At 67.3% G+C, this 13,222-nt stretch carries 10 protein-coding genes; 3 read left to right on the top strand and 7 right to left on the bottom strand.

Annotation, left to right across the window (positions count from 1 at the left end; all coding sequences use genetic code 11):
- Positions 1-14: 14 nt before the first annotated feature.
- Both acs and G394_RS0102675 read right to left on the bottom strand, forming a co-directional pair.
- Positions 15-1,961 carry an acetate--CoA ligase gene (acs, locus tag G394_RS0102680; RefSeq protein WP_156902395.1) on the bottom strand — a complete coding sequence of 649 codons (1,947 nt, stop codon included), beginning with the start codon at positions 1,959-1,961 and terminating at the stop codon, positions 15-17.
- 90 nt (positions 1,962-2,051) lie between these two features.
- A complete protein-coding gene (locus G394_RS0102675; protein ID WP_028576331.1) occupies positions 2,052-2,909 on the bottom strand; it encodes a LytR/AlgR family response regulator transcription factor in 858 nt (285 codons plus the stop codon).
- 272 nt (positions 2,910-3,181) lie between these two features.
- Between G394_RS0102675 and lepA the strand changes: the two genes are divergently transcribed.
- Genes lepA through G394_RS0102660 form a run of 3 tightly spaced genes read left to right on the top strand, consistent with a single transcriptional unit; the run spans position 3,182 to position 7,175 of the window.
- Positions 3,182-4,984 (top strand): translation elongation factor 4, encoded by a 1,803-nt coding sequence (gene lepA, locus G394_RS0102670; protein ID WP_028576330.1) that lies wholly within the window; start codon positions 3,182-3,184, stop codon positions 4,982-4,984.
- A gap of 48 nt (positions 4,985-5,032) precedes the next feature.
- Positions 5,033-5,635 carry a signal peptidase I gene (gene lepB / locus G394_RS0102665; protein ID WP_028576329.1) on the top strand — a complete coding sequence of 201 codons (603 nt, stop codon included), beginning with the start codon at positions 5,033-5,035 and terminating at the stop codon, positions 5,633-5,635.
- A gap of 4 nt (positions 5,636-5,639) precedes the next feature.
- The gene (locus G394_RS0102660; RefSeq protein WP_028576328.1) at positions 5,640-7,175 is read left to right on the top strand and encodes a YifB family Mg chelatase-like AAA ATPase; all 1,536 of its coding nucleotides are present in this window, start codon (positions 5,640-5,642) and stop codon (positions 7,173-7,175) included.
- A gap of 20 nt (positions 7,176-7,195) precedes the next feature.
- Here the strand turns inward: G394_RS0102660 and G394_RS0102655 are convergent, their stop codons facing one another.
- Genes G394_RS0102655 through G394_RS0102635 form a run of 5 tightly spaced genes read right to left on the bottom strand, consistent with a single transcriptional unit; the run spans position 7,196 to position 13,215 of the window.
- Positions 7,196-8,536 (bottom strand): MATE family efflux transporter, encoded by a 1,341-nt coding sequence (locus G394_RS0102655; RefSeq protein WP_028576327.1) that lies wholly within the window; start codon positions 8,534-8,536, stop codon positions 7,196-7,198.
- A gap of 56 nt (positions 8,537-8,592) precedes the next feature.
- Positions 8,593-9,795 carry an ABC transporter permease gene (locus G394_RS0102650; protein ID WP_028576326.1) on the bottom strand — a complete coding sequence of 401 codons (1,203 nt, stop codon included), beginning with the start codon at positions 9,793-9,795 and terminating at the stop codon, positions 8,593-8,595.
- Positions 9,795-10,499: an ABC transporter ATP-binding protein gene (locus tag G394_RS0102645; protein ID WP_028576325.1), complete on the bottom strand. Its 705-nt coding sequence runs from the start codon at positions 10,497-10,499 to the stop codon at positions 9,795-9,797. Before G394_RS0102645 ends, G394_RS0102650 begins: the two co-directional genes overlap by 1 nt.
- The gene (locus tag G394_RS0102640; RefSeq protein ID WP_028576324.1) at positions 10,496-11,791 is read right to left on the bottom strand and encodes an efflux RND transporter periplasmic adaptor subunit; all 1,296 of its coding nucleotides are present in this window, start codon (positions 11,789-11,791) and stop codon (positions 10,496-10,498) included. The genes G394_RS0102645 and G394_RS0102640 overlap by 4 nt, the downstream gene beginning before the upstream one ends.
- On the bottom strand, positions 11,788-13,215 hold the full coding sequence (locus tag G394_RS0102635) for an efflux transporter outer membrane subunit (protein WP_028576323.1): 1,428 nt from the start codon (positions 13,213-13,215) through the stop codon (positions 11,788-11,790). Before G394_RS0102635 ends, G394_RS0102640 begins: the two co-directional genes overlap by 4 nt.
- Positions 13,216-13,222 lie beyond the last annotated feature (7 nt).

Here is a 13,222-nt window from a genome sequence, read left to right as displayed (position 1 = left end):
GTTTCTGGCCCGGCTCAGTCCTCGGCGATGACCGTCATGTCGATGTTGATGCCGGCCTCGCGGGCCTTGAGCACGCGCCGCGCGATCTTGCCGCTGCGGGTTCGCGGCAGGGCGTCCACGAATTCCACGGAACGGACCACGGCCACGGGGCCCACCTCCTTGCGCAGGTGGGTCTTGAGCATGCGGATGATCTCGTTGCGGTCGTCCAGGGCCGCGAACTCGGGCTGCAGGACCACGAAGGCCTTGGCCACCTCGCCCTTGATCTTGTCCGGGATGCCGATGACGGCCGCGTCGGCCACTGCCTTGTGGGACAGGAAGGCGTTCTCCACCTCGACGTTGCCGATGCGGTGGCCGGCGATGTTCATGATGTCGTCGGAACGGCCGTGAATCCAGACGAGCCCGTCCTCGTCGCGGGTGGCGATGTCGCCGGCCCAGTACTTGCCGGGGCCCAGAGGCCAGTAGGCGGTTTCGAAGAGTTCGGGCTTGCGGTATACGTCAAGCAGCATGGCGGGCCAGGGCTTCGTCACCACGAGGTTGCCGGCCATGCCGTTCTCCACGGGCTGGCCGTCGTCGTCGACGATGTCCACCTCCACGCCGGGCATGGGCCGGTGCACGGAGCCGGGCTTGAGGACCGAGACCGGGAAGGGCGTGATCATGCACCCGCCCGTCTCTGTCTGCCACCAGGTGTCGAGGATGGGGCACTGGGAGTGGCCGATGTGCTTGTAGAACCACAGCCACGTGTCCGGGGCGATGGGCTCGCCGACGCTGCCCAAGAGGCGCAGGGTCGAGAGGTCGTGCATGCGCGGGTACTGGTGCCCGTAGCGCATGAGCATGCGGATGACCGTGGGCGCGGTGTAGAGGATGGTCACTCCGTAGCGGGCCACGATGTCCCACATGCGGTCGGCCTGGGGGTAGAGGGGGTGGCCTTCGTACATGACCGTGGTCGTGCCGGCGATGAGGGGGCCGTAGACCACGTAGCTGTGCCCCGTGATCCAGCCCATGTCGCCCGTGCACCAGAAGATGTCCGTGGGCTTGATGTCGAAGACCCAGTCCAGGGACCGGTGCAGGCCGACCATGTAGCCGCCGTGGCCGTGGACGATGCCCTTGGGTTCGCCCGTGGTGCCCGAGGTGTGCAGGATGAAGAGCGGGTCGGACGCGTCCATGATCTCCGTGGCCGCGTCGGAGCGCTCCTGGCGGACCAGGGCGTCGTACCAGATGTCGCGGGCCTCGCTCATGTCCACGTCGAGCTTGGCGCGGTTGACCACTACCACGGTCTCCACGCAGTCGCAGCCGCCGACCAGGGCCTCGTCCACCGTGGCCTTCAGGTTGATGATGCGGCCGTTGCGGTAGAAGCCGTCGGCCGTGACCACCAGCTTGGCCTCGACCTCGGTGACGCGCTGGCGCAGGGCCTTGGCCGAGAAGCCGGCGAAGACCGCGCAGTGCACGGCCCCGATCTTGGCGCAGGCCAGCATGGCCATCATGGTCTGGGGGATGAGCGGCATGTACAGGACCACGCGGTCGCCCTTGGCCACGCCCAGGGAGCGCATGGCGTTGGCCAGCTTGTTCACCTCGCGGTACAGTTCGTAGTAGGTGTATTTCTTCGTGTCGCCGGCCTCGCCCTCCCAGATGAGGGCGAGCTTGTTCTTGTTGGCCGTCTCGATGTGGCGGTCCAGGGCGTTGTAGACGATGTTGCACTGGGCGCCCTTGAACCAGCGGTAGCGCGGGGCGTCGGAGTCGTCGAGGACCTTGTCCCACTTGCGGAACCAGTCCAGCTCCTGGGCCGCGTCCTCCCAGTAGCCGAGGTGGTCGGCGCGGGCCGAGGCCTGGGCCGTGGCGAACTCCTGCGGGTTGACGTTGGCCTCGATGACCAGTTGGGGCAGGGGGCGGAAGACGAGTTCCTCGCTGTATGCCATGTCGGATTCTTTCATGGCCTTCTCCTTGCGCGGCAGGCCGCGATTCATGCCGGTGCGTCGTTCCATAATGCTCTACTCGATTTGCGTTTCGGGCCAAGCCTGTTCTCGGCTAGCGGCCGTGTGGGGCAGGTGAGCGCCCTAGAGTTGCAATATTTTTTTCAGTTCGCCGATGCGGCGGCGGCTGACGGGCAGCTCGATCTTCTTGCGGCCAGCCGTGCGCAGCATGAAATTGCCGCCGGGCATGGACGCGATCTCCGTGACCATGTCCAGGTTTACCAGGTACTTGCGGTGCACTCGGCAGAAACGGTGGGGCCGAAGTCGCGCCTCCAGGTTCTTCAGGCGGTAGGATGTCAGGAAGCGGTCCTGGGCGGTGTGCACGAAGCTGTAGTCCTCGTAGGCTTCCACGTAGACGATCTGCGTGTAAGGGATGAGGATGTGGCGGCCTTCCTGGTTGACGGGGAGCTTCTCGATCTCGGGCGGCCGCTCGCGGCTCATGTCCCAGGCCTGACGCAGGGCGTTGACGAAGACCTCTTCCTCGTCTTCGCCCATGGACAGCTGCAGGGTCTCTTCGGGGATCTGCTCGCGCGAGCGCAGGGGCTGGGTCGGCGGGGAGGCCTTCTTGCGCGGCAGCAGGGGCCGCAGGCGCTCGATGGCCCGGGCGAAGCGGTTGGCGTTCACGGGCCAGAGCATGTAGTCGGCCGCGCCGAGCTCGAAGGCGGTGAAGGCGTGGTCCTCTTCCGTGGCCAGGAAGATGAGGGCCGGCGGGTCGTCGCCCTGGGCCAGGTGCGCGGCCAGCTCCATGCCGCTGACGCCGTGGGGCAGCTCCGTGCCCATGAAGAAGACGTCGTAGGGGATGAAGGACAACATCTCCAGGGCCTCGAAGGAGGTCACCGCTTCCCCGAGCACGGTGATCTCCTTGACAGGCGCGAGCATGTCCCGCAATTGGGACCGGACCTGCGGGTCCGGGTGCAGCAGCAGAGCTTTGAGTTTGGGCATGATGCCAGCCTGGTCGCGGGTAATGGGGCAACCGATCATATATCCTTGATTTCCAACGAGCTCAAGTTCCCGCTTGCGAGGCGCCCCGGTCTCCCCCCCCTTCCCTCAATTTCGGCGGAATTTCCAGCAACAATCTGGATTTACTCGATTTTTCAGGAGCCGTTCCGGAATTTCCCCTGCTGCGGCGCCGTTGGACAACGCTCGCGAAATCACATATTGGAAAACGTTTATATCCGTAATGAACGGGAGCTTCGACCTCCCCGCAAGGACATATGGCCAAGCAAGAACACATCAGAAATTTCAGCATCATCGCTCACATCGACCACGGCAAGTCCACCCTGGCCGACAGGATCATGGAGAAGACCGGCCTCATCTCCGAGCGCCAGAAGAAGGACCAGTACCTGGACCGCATGGAGCTGGAGCAGGAGCGCGGCATCACCATCAAGGCCCAGAGCGTGCGCATCCCCTTCAAGTCCAGAAGCGGGCGCGAGTACATTCTGAACCTCATCGACACGCCCGGCCACGTGGACTTCTCCTACGAGGTGTCCCGCAGCCTGGCCGCCTGCGACGGCGCGCTGCTGGTGGTCGACGCCACCCAGGGCGTGGAGGCCCAGACCCTGGCCAACGTGTACATGGCCCTGGACAACGACCTCGAGGTCCTGCCGGTCCTGAACAAGATCGACCTGCCCAGCGCCGAGCCCGACCGCGTGGCCGAGGAGATCGAGGAGGTCATCGGCCTCGACTGCACCGACATCGCCAAGGTTTCGGCCAAGACGGGCCTGGGCGTCGAGGACCTGCTGGAGCGCCTGGTGGAGCGCGTCCCCGCGCCCAAGGGTGACACCGACGCGCCGCTCAAGGCCCTGATCTTCGACTCCTGGTACGATTCCTACCAGGGCGTGGTCGTGCTCTTCCGCGTCATCGACGGCACGATCAGAAACGGCCAGCGCGTGCAGATGTGCGCCACGGGCAAGAAATTCGAAGTGACCAGGCTCGGCGTCTTCTCGCCCGAGGCCATGGACATCAAGGAACTGGGGCCCGGCGAGGTGGGCTTTCTTTGCGCGGCCATCAAGGAACTCAAGGACGCCCAGGTCGGCGACACCGTCACGGACCCGGACCGGCCCACGGATTCGCCCTTCCCCGGCTTCAAGGCCGTCAAGCCCATGGTCTTCTGCGGCCTCTACCCCGTGGAGCCGGCCGAGTACGACACCCTGAAGTCGTCCCTGGAAAAGCTGCAGCTGAACGACGCCGCCCTCTACTACGAGCCCGAGACGTCTCAGGCCCTGGGCTTCGGCTTCCGTTGCGGCTTCCTGGGCCTGCTGCACATGGAGGTCATCCAGGAGCGTCTGGAGCGCGAGTTCCAGGCCAAGCTCATCGCCACGGCGCCCTCGGTCATCTACCGCGTGACCCGCACCGACGGGGCGACCTTCGACATCGACAACCCGAGCAACCTTCCCCCGCAGGAGAAGATCGCGTCCATCGCCGAACCGTTCGTGCGCATGGAGATCCACGTCCCCAACGACTATGTGGGCAACGTGCTGGGGCTGTGCGAGGAGAAGCGCGGCATCCAGAAGGACATGCGCTACCTGACCTCGACCCGCGTGGTCATCAGCTACGAGCTGCCCTTCGCCGAGATCGTCTACGACTTCTTCGACCGCCTCAAGTCCGTGACCAAGGGCTTCGCTTCCCTGGACTACGAGGTCATCGACTATCGCGAGGCCGACCTGGTCAAGCTCGACGTGCTGATCAACTCCGAGCCCGTTGACGCCATGGCCGTCATCGTGCATCGCTCCAACGCGGCCTACAGGGGCCGGGCCCTGGCCCTGAAGCTCAAGCGCGTCATCCACCGGCAGCTCTTCGAGATCGTCATCCAGGCGGCCATCGGCAGCAAAATCATCGCGCGCGAGCGGGTCTCCCCCCTGCGCAAGAATGTCACCGCCAAGTGCTACGGCGGCGACATCACCCGCAAGCGCAAGCTTTTGGAAAAACAGAAGGAAGGCAAGAAGCGCATGAAGCGCATGGGCAGCGTGGAAATTCCCCAGGAAGCGTTCCTGGCCGCCCTCCAACCGGACGAATAGTCCAGACAACTCTCCGCCCCGCGCGGATCAGGCATCAGGCAGGCAGATATGAACCCTCGTTGGCAGACAATGCTCAAGGAATATGCGGAAGCGCTCATCGTGGCGCTCATCCTGGCGTTTTTCATCCGGTCCTTCGTGGTCCAGGCCTTCAAGATCCCGTCGGGCTCCATGCTGCAGACCCTGCAGATCGGCGACCATCTGCTGGTCACCAAGTTCGCTTACGGCGTGAAGCTCCCCTTCACGAACATCATGCTCATGGAGCGTGAAGGGCCCAAGCACGGGGACGTCATCGTCTTCGAGTTCCCCGAGGACCCCTCCAAGGACTTCATCAAGCGCGTCATCGGCCTGCCCGGCGACGTCATCGAGATCCGCGACAAGCAGGTCTTCCGCAACGGCGTGCAGCTGGTCGAGCCGTACGTGCAGCATGTCGACTCCGCCAGTTCCGTGCCCAGGCGCGACAACTTCGGGCCCGTCATGGTGCCCGAGCACAAGTACTTCGTCATGGGGGACAACCGCGACGAGTCCTACGACTCGCGTTTCTGGGGGTTCGTCGAGCGCAACACCATCGCCGGCAAGGCCCTCATCCTCTACTGGTCGTGGGCGAGCCTGACGGACATCCGCTGGGACCGCATCGGGCAGATGGTGGAGTAAGGTCATGATCGCCAAGGTCTCCACCGCCGCGCTCCTGGGAATCGACGGATTCACCATGGAACTGGAGGTGGACCTGGCGCGCTCGGGCATGCCGGCCTTCATCATGGTCGGCCTGGCCGAGGGGGCGGTGCGCGAAGCCAAGGAGCGGGTCTTCTCGGCCCTCAAGAATACCGGCTTCAAGCTCCCGCCCAGCCGCATCACCGTGAACATCGCACCGGCCGACATCCGCAAGGAGGGCTCGGCCTACGACCTCCCCCTGGCCCTGGGCCTTCTGGCCGGGGCCGAGGTCATCCCGCAGGAAAAGCTCTCCGGCCTGTATCTGGCCGGGGAGCTTTCTCTTTCCGGGGAACTGAAGCCCGTGTCCGGCGCTCTGCCCCTGGCCCTGCGCGCCCGCGAGGCCGGGGCGAGGGGCATGGTCGTGCCCGAGGCCAACGGTCCCGAGGCGGCCGTGGTCCAGGGCCTGCCCGTGTTCGCCTGCCGCACCTTGTCCCAGGTCGTGCGTTTCGTTCTCGGCGAGGAGGAGGTCGAGCCGCTGGCCTGCGACGTGCAGAGCCTGTGGGAGCAGCGGGAGCGGCATCACCTGGACTTCGCCGAAGTGAAGGGCCAGGAGCGGGCCAAGCGGGCCATAGAGATCGCCTGCGCCGGCAACCACAACCTCTTGTTCATCGGCCCTCCCGGCAGCGGCAAGACCATGCTCTCAAGCCGCATCCCCACGGTCCTGCCCTCCCTGACCTTCGACGAGGCCCTGGAGGTGACCAAGATCTATTCCGTGGCGGGCAAGCTGCCCGCAGAGCAGCCCCTGGTCGTGACCCGCCCCTTCCGCTCGCCGCACCACACCATCTCTGACGCCGGACTCATCGGCGGCGGCCAGTACCCGCGGCCGGGCGAATTGTCCCTGGCCCACCGGGGCGTCCTCTTCCTGGACGAACTGCCGGAGTTCAAGAAGCACGTGCTGGAAGTGCTGCGCCAGCCCCTTGAAGAGGGCCGCGTGACCATCTCGCGGGCCGCCGTGTCCCTGGAGTATCCCGGCGACGTCATGCTGGTGGCGGCCATGAACCCCTGCCCGTGCGGGTATCTGGGCGACGAGAAGCACCACTGCTCGTGCACGCCACTGCAGGTGCAGCGCTACCGGTCGCGCCTCTCGGGCCCGTTGCTGGACCGCATCGACCTGCACGTCGAGGTGCCGGCCGTACCGTATCGGGATTTGAAACAGGAGCAGGGAAGCATCAGTTCGGCCGTCATGCGGGGGCGCATCGACGCGGCCCGAGAGGTTCAGCGCAGGCGCTACGACGGCCTGCACTTCTCATCCAATTCCGAGCTCTCGGGCAAGTGGCTGGAGCGTTTCTGCCCCTTGACCTCGCGCGAGCACGATTTTCTGGAAGGCGCGGTGCAGCGTCTGGGCATGTCTGCCCGGGCCTTCACCCGCGTGCTGCGCATCTCCCGCACCATCGCCGACCTGGCCGGGGACGAGACCCTGACCGTCGTGCACCTGGCCGAAGCCATCAACTACCGCGGACTGGACAGGCAAAGCCGGGAGTGAGTCCGGGCCTGCCCGGTCCCTCACGCCTCCCTGTCATGGAGCACCCGGGCCTTTCTCCAGGCTCCGGCCTGGACCCGGTGCGTCCATGCCACGGCCGTGCCGGCGACGAAGATCGTGGCCGCGGTCCATTCGGCCACCAGGCTCGGCATGAAGAGGTCGATCATCCACAGGGCCGCCAGGAAGAGGCAGGTGGCTGCGAGGAAGGCGCGGGCGATCCAGCGGGTGTCGCCCGCCGCGGACAGCACGCCGCCGAAGACGATGTTGGCCGCGTCGATGAGGCAGTAGGCGGCCACGAACTTCATGATCACGGACCCGGCGGCGACGATGGCCGCGCTTTCGGGTCCGTCCCCGGCGAAAACGGCCACCAGCGGCTCCGAGGCCGTGGCGAAGAGGATGGCCATGACCGCCAGCCACAGCTCGCACACGATCAGGGACTGCCAGGCGATGGGCAGGACATCCTCGTCCCGGCCCGCGCCTCGGGCCCGGCCGACCAGGATACCCGCGGCCTGGGCCAGGCCCAGGGCCGGGAAGAAGGCCGTGCCGTTGATGCGGAAGGCGATGCTGGACGCGGCCAGTTCGACGGTGCCGAGGCGTCCCAGGATCAGCAGGAAGAAGGTCCAGGCCACGAGTTCAGCGCTGATCCGAAATCCCATCGGCGTGGCCAGGGACAGGAACCTGCGGAACTCGGCCCAGCGGAATCTGCGGGCCAGACGGTCGGCGAGCCCGCCCGACATGGCGAAGAGGGCCATGTACAGCGCTGCCGCCACGGCCTGCGCCGCCACGGTTCCCAGCGCCGCGCCCGCGATGCCCATGCGCGGCATCCCCCATTCCCCCAGCACCAGCCCCCAGTCGAGGACGGCGTTGACCGCGAAGGACACGAGCGTCACCCAGGTCACGGTCACGGCCCGGCCGATGCCCGCCAGCCACCCGCCCAGCGCTCCGCCCAGTACCGGGAAGAGGGAGCCGGCCATGCAGATGGCGAAATAGGCCTGCTCGTCCCGGGCGACCTGCGGCTCGTGGCCGGCAAAGAGAAAAAGGCTCCCCAGGGGCCAGGCCAGGGCCAGGGCAGCCAGGCCCGAAACCAGGGACGCGTGCACGCCGAGCCAGGCCGCCTGGCGGATGCCCCCCTCGTCGCCGCGGCCGTGGCTGTGGGCCACGAAGGTTCCGGCGTAGCCGGCCGTGCCGAACAGGAAGCCCTGGAACAGGACCACGGCCAGGCTGGCCGGCCCCATGGCCGCCACGGCCGCGCTGGAATGCAGCGACAGGACGTAGGCGTCGACGATCTGCATCATGGTGATCGTCGAGGAGGACAGGATGAGGGGCAGGGCGAGCCGCAGCAGGCTCGGGACGTGGCTGAACACGAATGGGCTCCGTTTGGTTGGTCTGGACGGGCTTGCCGCCGGTTCCCCGGGCGGCGTCACTCGTGGCGCAGGGCGTCGATGGGGTTTAGTCCGGCCGCCCGGCGGGCCGGGAAGTAGCCGAAGATGACGCCGATGGCCGCGGAGAACAGGAACGAGGCGATGTTGATGGCCGGGTCGAAGATATAGGGCACGCCCATGACGCGGGCAAGGCCCATGGACGCGCCCGTGGCCAGGGCGATGCCGACGAGGCCGCCCAGGCTCGACAGGACCACGGCCTCGATGAGGAACTGCAGGAGCACCTCGCGCTCCAGGGCGCCGATGGCCAGGCGGATGCCGATCTCCCGGGTGCGTTCCGTGACCGAGACGAGCATGATGTTCATGATGCCGATGCCGCCCACCAGCAGGCTCACGGCGGCCACCGCGCCCAGGAGCATGGTCAGGATCTTCGTCGTGCCGGTCAGGGTTTCGGCGATCTGGCGGGTGTCCATGACCCGGAAGTCGTCGTCCTCGTTCTCGCCGATGTTGCGGCGTTCCCGCAGCAGCAGCCCGAGCTGCTTCTTGACGGCGTCGATGGACGCCCCGTCGCGCACGGACACGCTCAGCCGGTTGATGTCCTGGCTGCCGGTGAGCCGCCGCTGCACGGTTCTCAGGGGCATGACCACGATGTCGTCCTGGTCGGACCCCATGGCCGACTGCCCCTTGGACTTGAGGAGCCCGATGACCTCGCACGAGAACTGCTTGATGCGGATTTCGCTGCCCACGGGGTTCTGGCCGCCGAAGAGCTTTTCGCGCACCGACGCTCCGATGACGCAGACCGCCTTGCCCGCCCGTTCCTCGGTCTCGCTGAATGTGCGGCCTTGCTCCAGTTCCCAGTTGCCGGCCCGGAAATAATCGTTGTTGCTGCCCGAGACTACGGTGGCCCAGTTGTTGGCCTGGTACACGGCGGTCACGGATTTGTTGACCACGGGCGCCACGCTTTCGGCCCCGGAGATCTGGTTGCGGATGGCCTCCACGTCGGAGCCCTTGAAATTGGGCGCGCCGCCCGAACCCGGACCGAAGCGCTGGCCGGGCACGACCATGACCAGGTTGCTGCCCATGCTCGCGATCTGATCAGAGACGGACTTCGTGGCCCCGTTGCCGAGGGTGACCATGGTGATGACCGCGGCCACGCCGATGACGATGCCCAGAATGGTCAGAAACGAGCGCATCAGGTTGCGCCGGATGGCGCGCAGGGCCAGCAGCAGGGTGTTCCAGAGCATCAGGCGTCCTCCCCGCCCGGGCGGTCGCTGTCCACCCGGCCGTCCACGAAGCGCACCACGCGCCCGGCAAAGGCTGCGATGTCGGGCTCGTGGGTGACCATGAGTACCGTGATGCCGCGGTCGCGGTTGAAGCTCGTGATCAGGTCCATGATCTCCCGGCTGGTCTTCGTGTCCAGGTTGCCCGTGGGCTCGTCGGCCAGGAGCACCAGGGGGGCGGCGACGATGGCCCGAGCGATGGCCACGCGCTGCTGCTGTCCTCCCGACAGTTCGGCCGGGGTATGGTGCTCCCAGCCGTCGAGGCCGACCTGCCGCAGGGCCTCGCGGGCCGCGGCGTGGCGCGTTCCGGCGTCGTGTCCGCGGTAGATGAGGGGCAGTTCGACGTTCTCCAGGGCCGTGGTCCGCGTCAGCAGGTTGAAGCCCTGGAAGACGAAGCCGAGGAAATGGCGGCGCAGCAGCGCCCGCTCGTCGCGCTGCAGGCGCTCCACATGCACGCCCTGGAATTCGTAGCTCCCGTTCGTGGGCACGTCGAGGCAGCCCAGGATGTTCATGGCCGTGGATTTGCCTGAGCCGCTTGGGCCCATGATGGCCACGAACTCCCCCTGGCCGATGGCCAGGTCGATGCCCTTGAGGGCCTGGAAGGCCGACGGCCCCTGACCATAGGTCTTGGTCACGGCCGAGAGGCGGATCAGGGCGGGGTCGCTCATCTGGCGCTCTCCACCGTCTCGGTCACGACTTCCGCGCCAGCCGCCAGGGCGCCGCCCAGAATTTCCGTCACGCGTCCGTTGGTGGCTCCGGTTTGGACCTCGACGGGCACGGGCCGTCCGTCCTGCAGGACCCAGACCTTCGGGGCCGTGCCGTTTGCGGCCTTGGCCTGCGGCGCGGCCTGCCGCGGCGGGCGGGGCATGAGGGCGCCCACCAGGCTGCCGCCCGATTTTTGCCGCTCCACGCCCGTTTCCGGCGGCGTGAAGCGCAGGCCCGCGTTGGGCACCAGCAGGGCGTTCTCCCTGACCAGGGTCGTGATTTCGGCCGTACCCGTCATGCCGGGCCGCAGGGAAAGGTCGCCATTGTCCACCTGCAGTTCCGTCAGGTAGGAGATTACGCCGTCCTTTTCCTGGGACCCGTAGCTGACCTTGGTTATGACGGCGTCGAATCTGCGGCCCGGCCAGGCGTCCACGGTGAAGGTGGCGTTCTGCCCTTCCCGCACCTGTCCGACATCGGCTTCGTCCACATCGACCTGCAGCTCCATCTTCGCCAGGTCTTCGGCCAGGGTGAAGAGCACCGGCGCCTGGAAGGACGCGGCCACGGTCTGCCCCGGGTCCACCTCGCGGGCCAGGACCACCCCGTCGATGGGCGAGCGGATGCTGGCCTTGCGCAGGTTGGTCTCGTCCGTCTGCAGGTCCGCCCTGGTCTGCAGGACAACGGCCTTGGCCTTGGCCTCGTCGGCCTCGGCGCGCTTGAGGTCCGCCTCGGCGGTGTCCATCTCGCTGGCCGACGGCACCTTGCCGCCGGAAAGGGCGGACACCTTGCGCATCCGGCCCAGTTCGGCCCGCGACTGGGCCACGGTGGCCCCGGCCTGCAGCACCTGGGCCTGGGCCGAGGCCAAATTGGCCTTCGACTTGGACACGGCGTCCTCCAGCTTGGAGAGGTCCAGCCGGGCCAGGACCTGACCTTTTTGGACCCTGTCGTTCACGTCCACCAGAACCTGATCGATGATGCCCGAAAGTTCGCTGCCCACGTCCACCTGGTTTGTGGGCTGCAGGTTGCCCGTGGCCGAGACTTTGACCACGAGCGTCTCGACGACGGCCTCCTCGGTCTTGTAGCCCGGTCCCGCCGCTTCCTTGCCGTTGCGCAGGAAAAGGAGCCCCCCTGCTGTCAGGGCGGCCAGGGCGGCGAGGAGCCAGAACCAGCGTCGCCCTTTGCGGGCGGGGGAACGGGTTTCGATGAGGCGCTTCAGGGATGCCTCGCCGGTCTCATGCTGCGGAGTGGATGCGTTCATGGCGTGTCCTTGACGGCCGGAGCGGGTTTGGCCTGCGCAGACCAGCCGCCGCCCATGGCCTTGTACAATCGGATGAGGGCTAGCACGCCGTCGGCGCGGGCGCTGGCCAGGCTGTCCTCGATGGTGCGCACGCTGCGCTCGGTGTCGAGCACCGACTGGAAATCGATGAGCCCGGAGCCGTAGCGCAGCCGGGCCATGTCCGCCGCGCTGCGCGCCGCATCGGCAGCCTCTCCCAGGGCCTGGGCGCGTTCCCGGGACCGTGCCAGGGAGACCAGGGCGTTCTCGACCTCCTGCAGGGCCGTAAGCACCGCCTTTTCGTAGGAGATCAGGGCCTGTTCACGGACCGCGTCCTGGATTTCGACCTGGCTCTTCAGCCGGCCGGCTTCGAAGATGGGCACCGTGATGCCGGCCAGAAGCGACGACGTGCCGGCGTCGCCTCCGCCGAGGGCCTTGAAGGTCAGGGCCTCCAGGCCGAGGGAGCCCGAGATGGTGAACGACGGGTAGCGCGCTGCCTCTGCCACGCCCACGCGGGCCGTCTCCGCCGCCAGGGTGCGCTCGGCCGCGCGGATGTCCGGGCGCTGGCGCAAGGTGTCGGCCGGGATGCCTGCGGCGATGCGCTCGGGCACGGCCGGCAACCCGCCTTCGACGTCCAGGCGGTCCCGCATTGCGCCAGGCGCTTTGCCCAGAAGAATCTCCAGGCTGTGCCGCGTTTCGGCCAGGCTGGTTTCGAGGGCCGGGATTTGCGAGCGCGTCTGCTCCAGGTTGCTGCGCGCCTGCGCCACGTCCTGGCTGTCGACCAGCCCGGCCTGGGCGCGCCACTGCGTCAGCTGCAGGGTTTCGGTCTGGCTGGCGAGATTGTCGCGGGCGATGCGCAGGCGCTCCTGCAGGGTCCGCATCTCCACGTAGCCCAGGGCGGCTTCGGCCGCGATGGAGACCTGAGTGGCGTGCAACCCGGCTTCGGACGATTCGAAATCCGCCTCGGCCGCCTCGTAGCCCCGCCGGGTGCCGCCGAACACGTCCAGTTCCCAATTGGCGTCCAGGCTCCCGCTGTAGAGTTCGCGGGTCATCCCGCTGCCGGTCTCGCGGCTCGACTGGCTGCGGCTGCCGCTGCCCGAGGCGCTCACGGCCGGAAAGAATCCCGCCAGGGCGACGGCCCGGCGGGCGCGGGCTTCCTTGAGCCGGGCCTGGGCGCTGCGCAGATCGAGGTTGGCGTCCAGGGCTTCGCGCACGATTTCCGACAGCAGCTGGTCGTCCAGATTGTCCCACCAGCTGCCGAGATCGGGGGCCGTGGCGTTGCTGGCCGGGCCGTCCAGCCCGCTCCACGCGGCCGGCGTCTGCCGGGCCGGGGGAATGTAGTCCGGGCCTACGGAGACGCAGCCCGTGAGGGCAAGCAGGATCAGGGGAAGGACTATGCGCACGTTCATGGCCGGG

The sequence above is a fragment of the Desulfomicrobium escambiense DSM 10707 genome, from assembly GCF_000428825.1.
In the GTDB taxonomy this organism is placed as follows: Bacteria; Desulfobacterota; Desulfovibrionia; order Desulfovibrionales; family Desulfomicrobiaceae; genus Desulfomicrobium; species Desulfomicrobium escambiense.
The sequence above is the reverse complement of the archived record's forward strand: the minus strand, read 5'-3'. Positions and strand labels throughout refer to the sequence as shown.

Bases quoted from the DNA above. Each gene is read 5' to 3' on its own strand.
- G394_RS0102650 (WP_028576326.1), bottom strand. From the start codon at position 9,795: ATGCTCTGGAACACCCTGCTGCTGGCCCTGCGCGCCATCCGGCGCAAC.
- G394_RS0102645 (WP_028576325.1), bottom strand. From the start codon at position 10,499: ATGAGCGACCCCGCCCTGATCCGCCTCTCGGCCGTGACCAAGACCTAT.
- G394_RS0102635 (WP_028576323.1), bottom strand. From the start codon at position 13,215: ATGAACGTGCGCATAGTCCTTCCCCTGATCCTGCTTGCCCTCACGGGC.
- G394_RS0102675 (WP_028576331.1), bottom strand. From the start codon at position 2,909: ATGCCCAAACTCAAAGCTCTGCTGCTGCACCCGGACCCGCAGGTCCGG.
- G394_RS0102660 (WP_028576328.1), top strand. From the start codon at position 5,640: ATGATCGCCAAGGTCTCCACCGCCGCGCTCCTGGGAATCGACGGATTC.
- lepB (WP_028576329.1), top strand. From the start codon at position 5,033: ATGAACCCTCGTTGGCAGACAATGCTCAAGGAATATGCGGAAGCGCTC.
- lepA (WP_028576330.1), top strand. From the start codon at position 3,182: ATGGCCAAGCAAGAACACATCAGAAATTTCAGCATCATCGCTCACATC.
- G394_RS0102640 (WP_028576324.1), bottom strand. From the start codon at position 11,791: ATGAACGCATCCACTCCGCAGCATGAGACCGGCGAGGCATCCCTGAAG.
- acs (WP_156902395.1), bottom strand. From the start codon at position 1,961: ATGAATCGCGGCCTGCCGCGCAAGGAGAAGGCCATGAAAGAATCCGAC.